This is a genomic window from Clostridium sp. UBA5119 (assembly GCF_002414285.1).
GTDB lineage: Bacteria > Bacillota > Clostridia > Clostridiales > Clostridiaceae > Clostridium_J > Clostridium_J sulfidigenes.
In genome coordinates this window covers 1-16,367 of the sequence record NZ_DHYX01000056.1, presented here as the reverse complement: position 1 = coordinate 16,367, position 16,367 = coordinate 1, and the positions used below count along the sequence as shown (strand labels likewise).

12 protein-coding genes and 2 pseudogenes are annotated in these 16,367 nt (G+C 28.5%); 12 read left to right on the top strand and 2 right to left on the bottom strand.

The features are described 5' to 3' along the window. The first annotated feature begins 187 nt into the window (after positions 1-187). The 9 genes and pseudogenes from cobT to B2671_RS09090 all read left to right on the top strand — a co-directional run bounded on the left by cobT (position 188) and on the right by B2671_RS09090 (position 11,925). A pseudogene (gene cobT / locus B2671_RS09130) lies at positions 188-1,191 on the top strand (nicotinate-nucleotide--dimethylbenzimidazole phosphoribosyltransferase). A 62-nt stretch (positions 1,192-1,253) separates the two neighbouring features. Continuing rightward, entirely contained in the window at positions 1,254-1,841 is a 588-nt protein-coding gene (gene cobC, locus B2671_RS09125; RefSeq protein ID WP_346870138.1) for an alpha-ribazole phosphatase, read from the top strand. A 45-nt stretch (positions 1,842-1,886) separates the two neighbouring features. Next, a complete protein-coding gene (cobU, locus tag B2671_RS09120) occupies positions 1,887-2,438 on the top strand; it encodes a bifunctional adenosylcobinamide kinase/adenosylcobinamide-phosphate guanylyltransferase (RefSeq protein ID WP_346870137.1) in 552 nt (183 codons plus the stop codon). A 15-nt stretch (positions 2,439-2,453) separates the two neighbouring features. Continuing rightward, positions 2,454-3,254, top strand: coding sequence for an adenosylcobinamide-GDP ribazoletransferase (gene cobS / locus B2671_RS09115; protein ID WP_346870136.1), 801 nt, complete (start codon positions 2,454-2,456; stop codon positions 3,252-3,254). A gap of 285 nt (positions 3,255-3,539) precedes the next feature. Then, positions 3,540-4,514, top strand: coding sequence for a DegV family protein (locus B2671_RS09110; protein ID WP_346870135.1), 975 nt, complete (start codon positions 3,540-3,542; stop codon positions 4,512-4,514). Between the two features lie 49 nt (positions 4,515-4,563). Next, positions 4,564-6,342, top strand: coding sequence for an aminopeptidase P family protein (locus tag B2671_RS09105; RefSeq protein WP_346870134.1), 1,779 nt, complete (start codon positions 4,564-4,566; stop codon positions 6,340-6,342). Between the two features lie 154 nt (positions 6,343-6,496). Then, positions 6,497-8,014, top strand: a complete 1,518-nt coding sequence (gene yjeM / locus B2671_RS09100; RefSeq protein WP_346870133.1) for a glutamate/gamma-aminobutyrate family transporter YjeM — start codon at positions 6,497-6,499, stop codon at positions 8,012-8,014. 443 nt (positions 8,015-8,457) lie between these two features. Beyond that, positions 8,458-8,972 (top strand): annotated as a pseudogene (locus B2671_RS09095) (helix-turn-helix domain-containing protein). Positions 8,973-9,033: 61 nt separating this feature from the next. Further along, on the top strand, positions 9,034-11,925 hold the full coding sequence (locus B2671_RS09090) for a hypothetical protein (RefSeq protein ID WP_346870132.1): 2,892 nt from the start codon (positions 9,034-9,036) through the stop codon (positions 11,923-11,925). Positions 11,926-11,958: 33 nt separating this feature from the next. On the opposite strand, the gene B2671_RS09085 is transcribed toward B2671_RS09090, so the two are convergent. Then, positions 11,959-12,999, bottom strand: a complete 1,041-nt coding sequence (locus tag B2671_RS09085) for an FAD:protein FMN transferase (RefSeq protein WP_346870131.1) — start codon at positions 12,997-12,999, stop codon at positions 11,959-11,961. Between the two features lie 256 nt (positions 13,000-13,255). Further along, positions 13,256-13,702, bottom strand: a complete 447-nt coding sequence (locus B2671_RS09080; protein ID WP_346870130.1) for an FMN-binding protein — start codon at positions 13,700-13,702, stop codon at positions 13,256-13,258. A gap of 321 nt (positions 13,703-14,023) precedes the next feature. Here B2671_RS09080 and B2671_RS09075 point away from each other — a divergent pair, with 321 nt between their 5' ends. From B2671_RS09075 to B2671_RS09065, 3 genes are all read left to right on the top strand, one after another. After that, positions 14,024-14,416: a NusG domain II-containing protein gene (locus tag B2671_RS09075; protein WP_346870129.1), complete on the top strand. Its 393-nt coding sequence runs from the start codon at positions 14,024-14,026 to the stop codon at positions 14,414-14,416. A gap of 10 nt (positions 14,417-14,426) precedes the next feature. Next, the gene (locus B2671_RS09070; protein WP_346870128.1) at positions 14,427-14,966 is read left to right on the top strand and encodes a Gx transporter family protein; all 540 of its coding nucleotides are present in this window, start codon (positions 14,427-14,429) and stop codon (positions 14,964-14,966) included. 112 nt (positions 14,967-15,078) lie between these two features. Beyond that, a partial coding sequence (locus B2671_RS09065; RefSeq protein WP_346870127.1) for a sigma-54 interaction domain-containing protein occupies positions 15,079-16,367 on the top strand: 1,289 nt, incomplete at its 3' end.

The following is a 16,367-nucleotide window of genomic DNA, read 5'->3' as shown; positions in this document are numbered from 1 at the left end:
AACTATTTTTTAGTTTAATAAATTTAGTTATGTGTATTAACACCCTTATCTTAGAGGATAAGGGTGTTTTTAGTTATAATAAAACTATTTAAAGAATAAATTTTACAGAATAAATTTAGATGGAGTGATAAGAGTGGATGAATTAAAAAGGTTATTAAGTGGTATTGAAGATGTAAATAGAGAAGTAATGAATAATTCTAAGAATTACATAGATCATTTAAGCAAGCCTATAGGAAGTTTAGGAGTCTTAGAAGAGATTGTTGTAAAACTTAGTGGTATTAAGGGTGAGCATATAAAAGAAATAAAAAAGAAAAATATAGTTATAATGTGTGCTGATAATGGAATTCAAGAATCAGGGGTTTCTTCATGCCCAAAAGAGGTAACAGCTACAGTTACAGAAAATTTTGTAAAGGGTACTACTGGGGTGTGTATATTAAGTAGATACTACAATAATGATACTACTGTGGTTGATATAGGAGTGGATAAGGAATTTACTGACCNNGAAAGATTAGATATGGTACAAATAATATGAGTAAAGGTCCTGCAATGACTAGGGAAGAAGCTATTAAAGCTATAAAGATAGGAATTGATATTGTTAAGGAGTTAAAAAATCAAGGATATGATTTAATAGGAACTGGTGAGATGGGAGTAGGTAATACAGCTACTTCTGCAGCTATAATAAGTGTATTCTCTGGAATTGATAGTGATTTAATAGTTGGTAAAGGCTCAGGGCTAACAGATGATGGATTGTCCCATAAAAAGGCCATGGTAAAAAAATCTATTGAAATAAATAAGCCTAACAAAAACGATGTAATAGATGTGATTAGTAAGGTAGGTGGATTTGATATAGCTGGTCTTTGTGGAGTATTTTTAGGAGGTGCTATATATAAAGTACCAGTTGTAATTGATGGGCTTATATCATCAGCAGCAGCTATTTGTGCAAAGGAATTAAGCTCAAAGGCTTCAGAGTATATGTTTGCATCTCACCTATCAGCAGAACCAGGAGCACAATATGCAATGAAAACTTTAGGACTTGAACCTATGTTTAGTTTAGGAATGAGATTAGGTGAAGGTAGTGGATGTCCAATAGCCTTTGGAATAATAGAGAGTGCTGTTTTTACTATGAATAATATGGATTCCTTTAATGAAGCTGGAATAGATAAAAAGGATTATATAGATATAAGAAAATAATATAATATGAACCGGTGTGGATAGATTATTGATATACAGCTTTTTATAAAGGAGTGTAGTAATTGAAAATATATATAGTTAGACACGGGGAAACAGAAGAAAATATAAAAAAGACTTATTACGGAGATATAGACTGTGAGCTAACAGAAAAGGGAATTAAACAAGCTGAATTGGTAGGAGAAAAATTGAAGCATATAAACTTTGATAAAGTGTTTTGTAGTGAAAAAAAAAGAGCAAAGGAAACCCTTAAAAAAATATATGAAGGAGAAGGAGTTAAAGTAGATTCTAGATTGAATGAAAGAAACTTTGGAATCTTTGAAGGAAAAAACTATAAACAGTTACAAGATTCATTTAAATTAGAATATGATACTTGGACAAATAATTGGAAGGGGTATTCCATAGAGAATGGAGAGAGCTTTATAGAGGTTTATAATAGAGTGAAAAGCTTTATGGAAGAACTAAAAAAAGAGTCTGTTGAGAATATACTTATTTGTACCCATGGAGGAATTATAAGAACCATATATACTTATATATTGGAAGGTAGTTTAGATAATTATTGGAGGTTTAATTCTAAAAATGCAGATTTGTCCATAATTAAATTAGAATACGGGTACTTTTATATTGATAGTATAATTCCAGTAGAATTTTAATATTAATTAATTTGTTTATGAGGATAAAAGAAGAGGAGAAAGAAAATGAGTAAATTAACTTTAGTTACTGGTGGATGTAGAAGTGGGAAAAGTAAATATGGAGAAAATCTACTTAAACATACTGATGATGTATTATATATAGCAACAGCTATAGTAACAGACGATGAAATGAAGCACAGAATAGAAAAGCATAAGGAAAGCAGAAATAAAAAGTGGCAAACCTTAGAAAGTTATAAAGACTTACATAAAAAAATAGAGAGATTTACTGAAAGATATATATTTTTAGATTGTGTTACTATAATGACTACCAATTTAATGTTTGAAACCACTACAAATTACGATAATATAAGTGATGATGAAACAGATAAAATATGTGATAGCATAAAGAATGAATTTACATTATTCTTAGAAAAGTGTAAAAAGTTAGATAAAGAAGTTGTGTTAATTACCAATGAAGTTGGATGGGGATTAGTACCTGAAAATAAATTATCTAGAATCTTTAGAGATATTCAAGGATTTATAAATCAGCATGTAGCAAACATTTGTGATGAGGTATATTTAGTTTGTTGTGGACAAGGATTAAAAATAAAGGGATAGACGAGGAGCAGAGTTATGATTAAAAATTTGATAATTTTATCTATAATAGCTATTATGGTATTAGGAGCCATAGGAAAAGAAAAGATTTTCTTTAATAATTTTCTTTTGCTATTCCAATTTATAACCAGAATACCAGTGAATATATCTTTAGCTTGTGAGAAAGAAAACTTTAAAAAAGCCACTTTATATTTTCCTGTAGTAGGAGCCATTCTTGGGGTTATTGAATATTTAATTTTTTATATTACATCTATATGGTTGCCATTACCCATGGTTGCTATAATTACAGTTATAGTTGGAATATTTATTACAGGTGGACTTCACATGGATGGACTAGGAGATACCTGTGATGGATTCTTTTCTTTTAGAAGTAGAGAGCGAATAATTGAGATAATGAAGGATAGTAGAGTAGGTTCTTTTGGAGTATTAGCTATGATTATAGATATAGCAATTAAGGCTTTAGGAATATATTATATAGGAACAAAATCTATAGGGTATATGATAATAATAGTACCTATGATAAGTAGATTATTTACTGTATTTATTGCTTTAATAGGGAAGACAGCTAAAAAAGAAGGTACTGGTAATTTTTACATTGGAAATACNNCAGGAGCATTAACGCTTACTTTACTTATTGGAAGTTTATTCTTTAATATTAAATATATAATTATACTTTTACTTGGTGGATTTATAGTTACTATAATATTTAATTTGTTTTGTAATAGCAAAATCGGAGGGCATTCTGGAGATACTCTAGGTGCCAATAATGAAATTGTTGAGCTAGCTTTATTTATACTAATTAGTAGTATGATTTTTTAAGAAAATAATGGTTATCTATATATTTTTAAATCTGGTATTGATATAATTATAATATTGTTTAGAAAATTGTATATAATTAATATTGTAGTTTGCATCTTGAATTTTAAATTTGAGATGCAAACTTAATTTAAATATTATATTACTTAAATGTTAGCTCCGTATAGAGTTTTATATTTTTGAAAATTAGAATATTATATTAGAATTAAATATAATATAAAAATAGATATTAATTATGATTATAATTAATAATAAGCATATAATTATTGTTATTTGGAGGCAAGATTTATGAGTATAAAAATAATAACAGATAGTACTAGTTATATACCAAAGGAACTCATAGAAAAATATGATATTACTGTAGTTTCTTTAGGTGTTGTTATAAATAATATAGCTAATAAAGAAATAGAAATTGAAAATGATAAGTTTTATAAAACCATGAAGAAGTTAGATAGTATACCTACTTCATCTCAACCAAGTATAGATGATTTGTTTAATAGCTTTGACCAGGTTATAGGTGAAGGACATGAAGCATTAGGAGTTTTTATATCCTCAGAAATGAGTGGTACATATGCTACTTGTAATCAACTAATAAAAACAATGATAATGGACAAATATCCTAAGGCTAGGATGGAAGTTATAGATTCAGCATCTAACTGTATGCAAATGGGGTATGCAGTTTTAGAAGCAGCAAAACTGGCTGAGGAAGGTAAATCTATGGAGGAAGTTATAGCTGGAGTAGAGGCTATAAAGAGTAAGAGTAGGTTTTTATTTGTACCAGATACTTTAGAATATTTGAAAAAGGGTGGTCGTATAGGAGGAGCAGCTGCTTTATTTGGAGCACTTCTTCAAATTAGACCTATACTTACTGTAGAAGCTGGAAAGACTTCAGTTTTTGATAAAGTTAGAACAAAACAGAAGGCAGTACTTAAAATTATAGAAAAATTGCAACAGGATATAAAAAATAGAGGACTTGGACAGGTAATAGTTCATCACATAAACTGTGAAGAAGAAGGAAGNNGTGAAGGCGAAGGTTCTAAAGGACACCCTATTTCAACATTTCATTCAAGCTGGTTTGTTTTGCCTGACGATATGCATGCTGGTGTAATAGCCGGCATTATGAAATATGATTTAGAAGAAGGCGCACTTAATAAAATCAAAGAAATATTAGGTATAGATGTAGATATACAATGTATTGGGCCTGTGATAGGTTGTCACGTAGGACCTAAAACTGTAGGAGTTGTTTATTATACTGAAAAATAATATTGATATTAAAACATTAATAAAATTTATTTTATAAGGAGATGTTAAAGTGGATATTAAATCAAGAATTGAAAGTCTAAGAAGTTTAATGAAAGAAAGAAGTATAGACGCTTTTATTATTCCAAGTTCAGATAACCATGGAAGTGAGTATGTAAGTGACTATTTTAGAGTGAGACAATGGATTTCAGGGTTTACTGGATCTGCTGGAACTGTTGTTATAACGGAGAAAGAAGCTCATTTATGGGTAGATGGAAGATATTTCCTTCAAGGGGAACAACAAATTCAAGGTACAGAATACATACTAGAACGTATGGGTGAACCAGGTGTTAAAACCTATACACAATGGATCTGTGATAATGTGAAATCAGGAGGTACTGTCAGCTTTAATGGAAAGGTGTTTACAGTTTCTCAGCTTCATGATTTAGAAGGAGCTTTTAAAGAAAAGGGGATTAAAACAAAACCTGAAGAAGATATTTTTGATATTATATGGAAAGACAGGCCAACTATGCCTAATAAAAAAATATTTATTCATGAAGACTCTTATGCAGGAAAAACTGTAGAAGAAAAGTTAACTTTAGTAAAAGAAGAGATGAAAAATATTAATGTAAATAACTTATTACTAGCATCTTTAGATGATATAGCATGGCTTCTAAATTTAAGAGGCGGAGATGTGGAATGTAATCCTGTATTCTTAAGTTATTTCTTAATTAGTGATGACAAATACATTCTATATGTAGATAAGGAAAAGTTAAATGAAAAAATTATAAATCTATTAAGTAGTAAATCAATATCTATAAAAGATTATAATGACATAGTATCAGATCTTAAGTTAATTAAAGGAAATATAACCTTTGATTCAAGCAAAACTAATGTGTGGCTTAATGAATCTATAAATAAAAAAGTTAACATAATAGAAAAAAGGAATATAACTACGGATTTAAAAGCTAGAAAAAATTCTGTAGAGCTTAAAAATATAGAAAATGCCCATATAAAAGATGGAATAGCTATGGTAAAGTTCATAAAGTGGGTAAAAGAAAATGTAAATAATGAAGAGATAACAGAAATATCAGCGGCTGAAAAACTACAAAAATTTAGAGCTGAAGGTGAGGATTTTATAGATATAAGCTTTGATACCATTGCGGGATATGGTCCTCACGGAGCGATAATTCACTACAAAGCATCAGAAGAGTCTAGTCTAAAACTACAACCAAAAGGATTATTCTTAGTAGATTCTGGAGCTCAATATTTAGATGGAACTACGGATATTACAAGAACTATAGCCCTAGGTGAACTTACAGAAGAAGAAAAGGAAGATTATACTTTAGTTTTAAAAGGACATCTAAATCTATCTACAGTAATATTCTTGGAAGGAACTCCGGGATGTAGTCTTGATGTTTTAGCAAGAAGAGCTCTTTGGAGCAAAGGATTAGACTTTAAACATGGAACAGGACATGGAGTTGGCTATTTACTTAATGTACATGAGGGACCACAGGGGATAAGAAGAGAATTAAATCCAATTGCTTTAGAAGAAGGCATGATAGTATCTAATGAACCTGGAGTTTATAAAGCTGATAAACATGGTGTAAGAATTGAAAACTTAATAGCTGTTAAAGAAAAAGAAAAAAATGATTTTGGAAAGTTTATGTGCTTTAAAGATTTAACTTTATGTCCTTATGAATTAGATGCAATAAATATATCATTGCTTAATGAAGATGAAAAATCTTGGTTAAACAATTATCATAANNATAAAAAAGTATTAGAAAAGTTAAGTCCTTATTTATTAGAGGATGAGGTTTTATGGTTAAAGAATGCAACTAAAGAGATCTAAAAAGGTAAGAAACCACAATGGATATTTGTGGTTTCTTATTTTTCTTACATATTTATTTTATTATGGTTAAAAATAAAATAAGATTACTTATTTAATAAGCAATTAGATAAAATTAAGTTTTTAAACTTAATTTAGCTACAAAGGAGGAAAAATAATGTCATCAAAGAAAGGTAGTACAGAAAAGTTATCTATCACAGCACTGATATTAATGATTTTTACATCTGTATATGGCTTTAATAATATGCCCAGGTCATACTATTTAATGGGGTATGGTTCAATACCCTTCTTCATTATAGCTGCAATATTATTCTTTATTCCATTTGCATTTATGATGGCTGAATATGGAGCTGCATTTAAAAATGAAACCGGAGGAATATACTCATGGATGGAGAAGTCTGTAAATGCTAAGTATGCTTTTATTGGGACATTTATGTGGTATACTTCAACAGTAATATGGATGGTTAATGTATCTTCTGGAATATGGGTAACTTTATCTAATGCAATTTATGGTACAGATACAACTAGTACATGGAGTATATTTGGTTTTGGAGGGCGTCAAACTCTTGCCATACTTGCTGTTCTTTGGATTATATTTGTTACCTTCGTGTCAACTAAGGGGATAGAAAAAATTAAAAAGGTTACTTCAGTAGGAGGTACAGCTGTAGCAGCGCTTAATATATTGTTAATATTAGGTTCCATAGTTATATTAATAGGAAATGGTGGAGAATTAGCACAACCCATAGTTAATTCTACAACTTTCATATCATCGCCTAACCCAGCTTATCAAAGTTCAATATCAATATTATCATTTATGGTATTTGCTTTATTTGCATTTGGTGGTATAGAGGTAGTTGGAGGATTGGTTGATCAAACAGATGAACCAGAAAAAAACTTTCCTAAAGGTCTTGCTATATCTGCTATAATCATAGCTGTTGGATATGCAGTAGGATTATTCTGTGTTGGAATATTTACAAATTGGGATGCTATACTTGGAACAAATGGTAAGTATGGAGATATAGTTCACATGGGAAATGTAGGTTATCTTATAATGAATAACTTAGGTTATCAATTTGGAGTAACCTTTGGAGCAACTGAAGCTATTTCAGTACAAATAGGTAACTGGATAGCTAGGTTTGTTGGATTATCAATGCTACTTGCTCTTACAGGAGCATTCTTTACTTTAACATATGCCCCACTTAAGCAATTAATAGCAGGAACTCCTAAGGGATTATTCCCAGATTCAGTTGCAAAAATGAAAAAAGGTATGCCTGTAAATGCAATGATTATTCAAGCTATAGTAGTAATAATTATGATTTTATTAGTAGGATTTGGTGGCGAAGCTATGGAAGAATTCTTTAGTATTCTTGTAGCAATGACTAATGTAGCTATGACAATTCCATATATGTTCTTGTCTGGAGCATTTATATCATTTAAAAGAAGAGCGGGAATACAGAAACCTTTCCAAGTTTTCAAAGGTAAAGGATTTATTATACTTGTAACTATTGTAGTAACAGCTACGGTTGGATTTGCTAACTTTTTCTCAATAATCGAGCCAGCTATGAATGGAGATATGGCTAAAACTATATGGAGCATTGCTGGACCAATATTCTTTTCAATAGTTGCCTTAGTACTTTTTGCTAGATATGAAAAGAACTTAAAGAAAAATAATTAAGAAAAATTTACAATGAAGAATATGTTCTAAAGATTATAAAGTTCAGATAAATAATATCTGGACTTTATTTTATAAAAGAATTTGAATTTAAAATATATTATTTTAGAATTTTTAATATTCTTTTATTTGGGTAAAAATTTGATAAATATTTATTTATATTTATCAAATTTATTTATAAATTATAAACTTAGCTAGACAATGCTTAGGTATTGAGTAATAATATTAATATCAAGTGAAACTTAGCTTAGAAGGAGTTTTATCTCCATTGAAGTTTAGTTGAACATATACTCCAATAGTCAGTAGCTCTAGTTGATGACATATTATTCCTTACATGGTGGTTAAAGCAGCTAGACTATAGATAAAAAGTTAAATTAAACAAAGAGGTGGAACGGTTGAATAAAATCATAGGAAGCAAAATTAAAGAACTTAGAACTAATAAAAAGATGACATTAAAGGAACTAAGCGAAAAAACATCTTTATCTACTGGGTTTTTATCTCAATTAGAAAGAGGTCTTACTAGTATAGCTACAGATTCTTTACTTAATATAGCAGAGGCTTTAGATGTTGAACTATCTTACTTTTTACTATCAACTAGTAAGAGGAGAGAAAGATTTATACAAAAGAGTTACGAAAGAGATATATATAAAATAGATAATGCCCTTCATATTAATTATGTATTATCAAATAATCCTGAAGATAAAACTATGTTGCCTAGATTAATTGAAATATTGCCTACAAATACAGAGGAAAATTTAAGTACTTATCAGCATGAAGGTGAAGAATTTNNTTAGAAGGAATTATTACTTTATTCATAAATGATGAAAAGCAGTATCTTTACCCTGGTGATTCAGCACATTTTAAATCTTCTATTAATCATAACTATGCAAACTATACTAATAAAATATGCAAAATTTTAGTTGTAAGTGTTCCTAATCCTGCAGCAACTAGCAAAAAGTAACATCATATAAATTATAGACAAATGTCATGTATGACTAAATAAAATAAGGAGAGTGAATGAATTGTCTTTAAAAAAACAGATGAAATTCCTTCAGCAGTGTGAAAACAACTTAGGTAAATTGAATTTTTATCTAGATATTACAGACAGTAAGATTACCTGTGAACCCTGCTTAATGATAAAGCATTATTATAACTGGTGTGTTAAAAATATATTTAGAATAGATGTAAATGAAGTAAACCTTACTGAGTTTTTAAAAAAAATTATAGAAAAGTTAGATTATAAAGTAATTGGGAATATGGAGTATGAGGATTTTAGAAATCTTATAGTATCATACTACTCACTAGGAGAAATATATTTTGAGAAAAAAGAATTTGAATTATCAAAAGATTACTTTTCTAAAGTAATAGAGGTTATGGAGGAATTCTTAAAAAGTGGAAATAAATTTCAAACCGAAGAAATTCAATGTAAAAGTGGAGTAGTATTTTTTGAACTATTAATGTGGGCAAGAAAAAATCTTGGTGATATGGTTGAAGTTGAAGAAGCTTTATCACTATATGAAAGCATAATTGGAGAAGAAGAAATATTATACATACAAAAAAACTATTGTGTATATAGAGCAAGTAAAGAATTAAACATTATAGATAAAGCTAATGAGGCAGCTAGAAATGTAATAAAAATATTATCTTCATTTAAAGGAATAAATATAGATGTTGTAGAGTATTTTACAACAGAAAAATCTTACTCTAATGCCATAGATATCTCAATAGAGGAATATTGTAAGGATAGTATTCCTCATTGGATAAATACAATGAATATTATATGCACAAAAGCACAATCACTAGATATAGAATGTGTGGATAAGATTATAAAATTCTGTAATATATTAATGGAAGATCTTAAAATTGTAGAGTGGAGTACTTTAATTTTAAGTTTATACAAATGTATCAGACAAGAGGAAGAACAACTTATTAGAGTATTAAATTATCTAAGACAAAGTTTTAATACTATAGATTATAAACACGGAGATTTTATAAATTGTTCTCAAGCTGTATGTGTGTTAAATGAAATTTATGAAGATATAAGGATAAGAAAGTATAAAGAAGTATTTTTAAGAGAGTATGAATTTGACTTTGCGTTTTATTTAATGAATGCTGCGGTTCAAAACAATAATTATGAAAAAGCAATTGAAACTTCAACCAAGTTATCTTCCATAATTAATATATTTAATATAAATAAGGATCTACTTAATTATATAGAAGAATGTAACGAAATATCCATAGATGGAACTAATAAGGAAAACTATAATTTAAGAGAGTATCCTTGGCTATATTTATATAATAATGTAAAAGATATATGTACAAGCTATGGCATAGAATCTAAATTTGATACTAGTGACTTTATTAGAAGTAGTAGTAAAAAAGCAATAATAGGTATTAATGCAATTCAAGATAGAGAGGTAGAAAAAACTTTAAACAATATTATTGGAGAAAAAATTTTTTTACAAGATAAGGATATTGTGTTTATTAGCAATGAACAACTAGAGTTAAAATCATATATTAAAGATTATTATAGTTGTGAAGTTATTACAAAGAATAATTTATTAAGAGATCCTAATAAATGTATTATAACTTATGATAAGTCTATTCATGGTAAAATGGCAGATAAAAATATTATTGTAATAGATGGTCATAAAGAGTTAAGAGATATTGATGTAACTTATATTAAACATATATTAGAAGATAGTAACAATTCTATATTGGTTATTTTTATTAATACAAAGAATAGTGATTATAAAGCTGAAGCATTAAGTTATAATAAAGCTTTATTAGAAAATATGCTAGATTATAAAAGAAAAATTATATTATTTGACCAAAAAGACTTTTCTGATTCTAGAGAGTTATTAGAAACACTTATAGGACAAACTCCAGAAAATATAATAAATATGAAATTTAATGACTTTAAGAATAATATAAATAAAACTTTAGATGGAATTCGAGAAGACATAAAATTTAAAAATGGAGTTTATAAGGAAAGGAGATATACACTTAAGGAATGTGTATCAGAATATATAAACTTAGCAGATGAAGTTAGATCAAACCATAATGAATTTCTTACTAAAATTCAGGGCGATATAGAGTTTTTAGGAAAATATGCGGAAGAAAAGATATCAATAATTATCCCTGATCTTATAGAGAAAAAACTAGATGCTATAGATGACTTAGAAGAAACTTCAACATTAAAGGATAAGGCTGAAAAGATATTTAGTGAAACTATTGTGAATTGGTGTAATAAAAATATATATGATTTAATGTTAGAACAATTTGAGGTTTATATAACTAAGTATTCAAAGCTCTATGGATACCATCAAGAGACTATAGAAAAGATAAAGGATAATAGGGATACTGTAATATCTGCCTATGGTGATTTCACAAGTAAAATTAAACCTATAGATATAAAACCACTTGAGGAGTTACTGAAGAAGTTTTTAGTATTACATGATGAATTCTTAAATAGTATTAATTATGAAGTTACTGTAATACCAAATGAGAATTTCTTAAGTACAGTAGCTGATGGAATTAAGGTAATGTTTATGAAGTCAGAAGAAAAGGCAGAAAATACTAGAATAAAAATTAAAAATCAAGTCATAGAAAATAAGGATAATATTGCTTCTATATTAAGCAATAATATAATGGAAAACTTAAGAGGACTTTCAGATAAGTTAAAGGAAGAAATAAAAGATATATTTGAAGGAACTCTAAATGATATTACAATAGATAAAAATATAGTAGAGCAAGCAGAAATGGATATGAAAAAATCTCATGAAGAGATTACTAAAAAGAATGAGGAATTAGAAGTTCTTATGAAGTTTGTAGATGTAGAGGTATTAAAATATATCAAACAACTTGATCATAATATGATATATAATAAGAGTAAATGCTATAAATTAGTTTAAAATAAATGGCTATGGGACTACCATAGCCATTTATTATTCTTTTATTTCATAATTATTATTTGTAAGGGTAAATGCTTTTTTAAAGCCATTAGTTAAGTATAGTTCATGGTTCTTAGTTATAAAAATTGCCTCAACATCATCTAATGAGTTAATAAGTTTTAAACCTTCATCTACCCCAAGGGCAAATAAAGTAGTTGATAGAGAATCACCATCTATAGAGTTATTAGATAATATAGACACACCTAAGATGTTGTTGTCATATGGATAACCTGTATCTGGACTTAGAATATGGTGATAGTTTTTACCATCTTGCTCAAAGTATCTTTCATACACTCCAGAGGTTACAATAGATTTATTACTAACACTTACAAATCCAATAGTATCACTACCGGATTTTTCAGGGTTTTGAACTCCTACCTTCCAAGGGGTACCATCTATCTTGTCACCGAGTACATAAATATTCCCACCTAAATCAATAATTGCACTGGATACTTCAGCATCTTTTAGAATTTTAACTATTTCATCAGCAGCATATCCCTTTGCAATTGCACCTAAGTCTATAATCATATTTGGATTTTTTAAAAATATACTTTTTTTTGATTCATCTATTTGAATTTTATTATAATCAATTAAAGCCTTTTTTTCATTAATTTCTTTTTCTGAGGGAAGTTTAGCATTATCTGTACCGATTCCCCATAACTTTACCAAAGGTCCAATAGTGATATCTAGTGAACCACCAGACAGTTTAGAATATTCTAGTCCTTTTTTTACCACATAAAAAGTATCATTCCTACCCTCAACGGGTTCTATCCCCGCCATATTATTTACTTCATCTAACTCGGTATTAGACTTACTTATACTTAATATATTTTCTAGTTCTCTTAAACGAGCAAAAGATTCATCTATTATAGTTGTATCTCTTTTATCATATATGGTTATGGTACACACCGTACCAATAACTAGCTCTGTTTTACTAATTGGCTTAATAGGTAGCTTTTGATTTGCACATCCTGCACTAATAATAGTAATTATAAATACAACTAAAAGGCAAGAAAGTTTTTTTAAGAGTTTCATAGAGACCTCCTTATCTATATGCATAATAATATAAAGTTTTAATATTTAACTAAATAAACCCTTATATATTGTTAAATTATTATTAAAGTAGGTTATATCATTATATTAATAATAACATTATAATTTATTAGGAGAAACTTTTAAATATAAAATATATAGAAATTTCATAACTAGTAATAACTACATAATTGAGGAGAAATAAATATAAGACTTCAGGATAACCTAAAGTCTTATTACTACACTATTTATGAAAATACTATTTTTTGGCTTTAACTACTGCAGTTTCAGTTTTACCATCATTTGCATGTTGGACAGCTGCATCGGCTAAAAGCTTAAAATCATCTCCAGAAGTAGTTGCTCCAGTTATTGCATCAACTGTTGCAGGATCTTGTTTCTCTACAAGAGCTTCTGCATATTGAGCTGAAAACTCAACAGGGCCAATTCCAGATACTTGTGTCATCTTTTCTTGATACTCGGCATCTTTACTCTTTAGATCTCCAGATTCATTTACATAGTCGAATTTAGCATCAGTGATTTTTCCATCAGCAACTGTAATTTCAACTTGTCCTTTCCAACCGTGATCATCAAAAGCATCAAATTCAGATTTATAGCTTCCATCCTTCATTCCTTTTGAACCACAACCAACTAACATTCCAGCAGTTAAAACTACTGAAGATAATAAAGCTAGAACTTTTTTATTCATTAATGTGCCCTCCTAAAAATATTTTTGGTTTAAAAAAACGTAGTATTTTTATGTCTTAATTATAAACTAAACTAAAATAATAGTAAATATATTTCCAGGAAATTTGTTAAAAAATTATTTACAATTTATGATTTAAATTAACATAAATAACATAAAAAATATAAAATATAATAATATATATATATATTGTTTTTTTAGTTGAAGAATATTTTTCTTAAAATTTTTAATCACTAAGGAATTTAGGTGAACATATTGATATAATAACAATAAAAGATTAAAATTACTTTGTTTAAACTATTATTGTATAGGAGAAGAATCAATATGAAATTAATGAAGAGAATGGATATAGTAATAATTGTAGTACTACTAATAGTGTCATTTATACCTTACATAATGCTAAAAAATTATCAGAGTAATTATAAAGGAATAAACTATGCTGTTATTTCTATAGATGGACAAGAGAAAAAGAGAGTGGAATTAACAAAGGATTTAGATGAAGAATTTACTTTTAAATCATCCTATGGAGTAAATAGGGTTGTTATCCATGATATGAAAATAGGGATTGTAGATGCAGATTGTAAGGATGAAATATGTATAAATGAAGGATTTATAGGAGAGGTTGGAGAAAGGATAGTATGTCTGCCTAATAGATTAATCATTGAAATAGTAGGAGAACAAAAGAGTAGTGAAGGGGAAGATGTAATTTCTCGTTGAGGTGAAGATAATGAATAGTAAAGAAGCTAGTAAAAGTATTAGAAAAATGATATATATATCCCTATTAGTAGCAATGTCCTTGGTGCTACACATATTTGAAAATATGATACCAGTACCATTTATAACTCCGGGCACAAGGCTAGGTCTTGCTAATATTATTACGGTAATAGCATTATACACCTTAAGTTATAAAGAGACTTTTTTAGTTATGTTTTTAAGAATTTTACTTTCCGTAATGTTTGGAGGAAGTATATCTAGATTAATGTATAGTTTAGCTGGTGGGATTTTAAGTTATATATTTATGGTGTTTACAAAACATCTTGGAAAAGAAAAGATAAGTATTATAGGAGTAAGCTGTGTGGGGGCAGTATTTCATAATGTAGGACAATTACTTGCAGCATCACTAATAGTAAAAACAATGAGTGTTATGCTCTATTTACCTGTTATGAGTGTGGCAGGGATTGGGACTGGTATATTTGTTGGAATTACAGGGAATTTTGCAGTAGAACATTTAAAAAAAGTTTTTGGTATAAATAACAATTGGTTTTAAAATGAGTTTAATTAAAATAGATTAAATGGATATAAATATATTAAATAGGTATGTAGTTACACTTAATAGATAGAAACTTAAAATAATGTATTTTATTTAGGAGGAAAAGTATATGAGGGTTGATGAGGAAATACTCAATTTTGCATTTAATAGTTTAAATGAATACATTGTAGTGGTTAATGAAGATGGAATTATAACAATGATGACAGATGGATATAAGAAGTTTTTAGGTTGTAAAGAACCAGAGGGTAAACATGTAACTAAGGTTATACCCAACACAAAATTGCACCTTATAGCTAAAAATGGATTTAAAGAAGTTGGAGATATACAGGAGGTTAATGAACACAAAATGATATCTATGAGAGTTCCTATAATAATTAATGGAAAAATTAGAGGCGCCATAGGTAGAGTTATGTTTAAAGATATAGATAATTTTAGAATATTAAGTAGTAAGATATCACATTTAGAAAAAGAAGTTCAATTTTACAAAAATGAACTCACTGTAGAGAATAAAGCAACCTATACCTTTGATAAAATTATCGGAAATAGCTCAAGCTTCTTAACTGCTATAAAATTTGCTGAGAAGATTGCAAGGGGGGATTCATCTGTATTAATTACAGGGGAGAGTGGTACAGGAAAAGAATTAGTTGCACAGTCCATACACAATAGTAGTAAAAGAGCGAGGAAACCTTTTGTTAAAATAAATTGTGGAGCTATACCAACAGAACTATTTGAATCAGAAATGTTTGGCTATGAAGAAGGAGCATTTACAGGAGCAAAAAAAACAGGAATGAAGGGGAAATTTGAACTTGCAGATGGAGGAACTATTCTTTTAGATGAAATAGGAGATATGCCTCTTTTTATGCAGGTGAAGTTATTAAGAGTTCTTCAAGATAGAGAAATTGTAAGAGTGGGTAGCAATGATGTAAAGAAGATAGATGTTAGGATTATAGCATCTACAAATAAAAACTTATTACAGTTAACTCAAGAGGGTNNGGGTAAGTTTAGACAAGATTTATACTATAGATTAAATGTTATGCATGTTAAGCTTCCAGCATTAAGAGAAAGAATTGAAGATGTGGGACCACTTGCAGAGGCATTAAGAGTTAAGTTATGTAATAAGTATGGAATATATAGTGAAGGAATATCAGAAGAAACCTTGGATTATCTTAAATGTTATAACTGGCCAGGTAATGTTAGGGAACTAGAAAATGTTATTGAAAGAGCAATAAATTTACTTAATACAGAGCTTAAAATTTTACCAGAGCATTTACCAGCAAAGATATTAGATTGTAACAAAAGAAAGGTTGATTATGAAAATAAACAACTTAAAGACATAGTAGAAGAAATAGAAAAGCAGGTAATTACAGAAACTTTAGAGAAACTTAATGGTAATAAAAA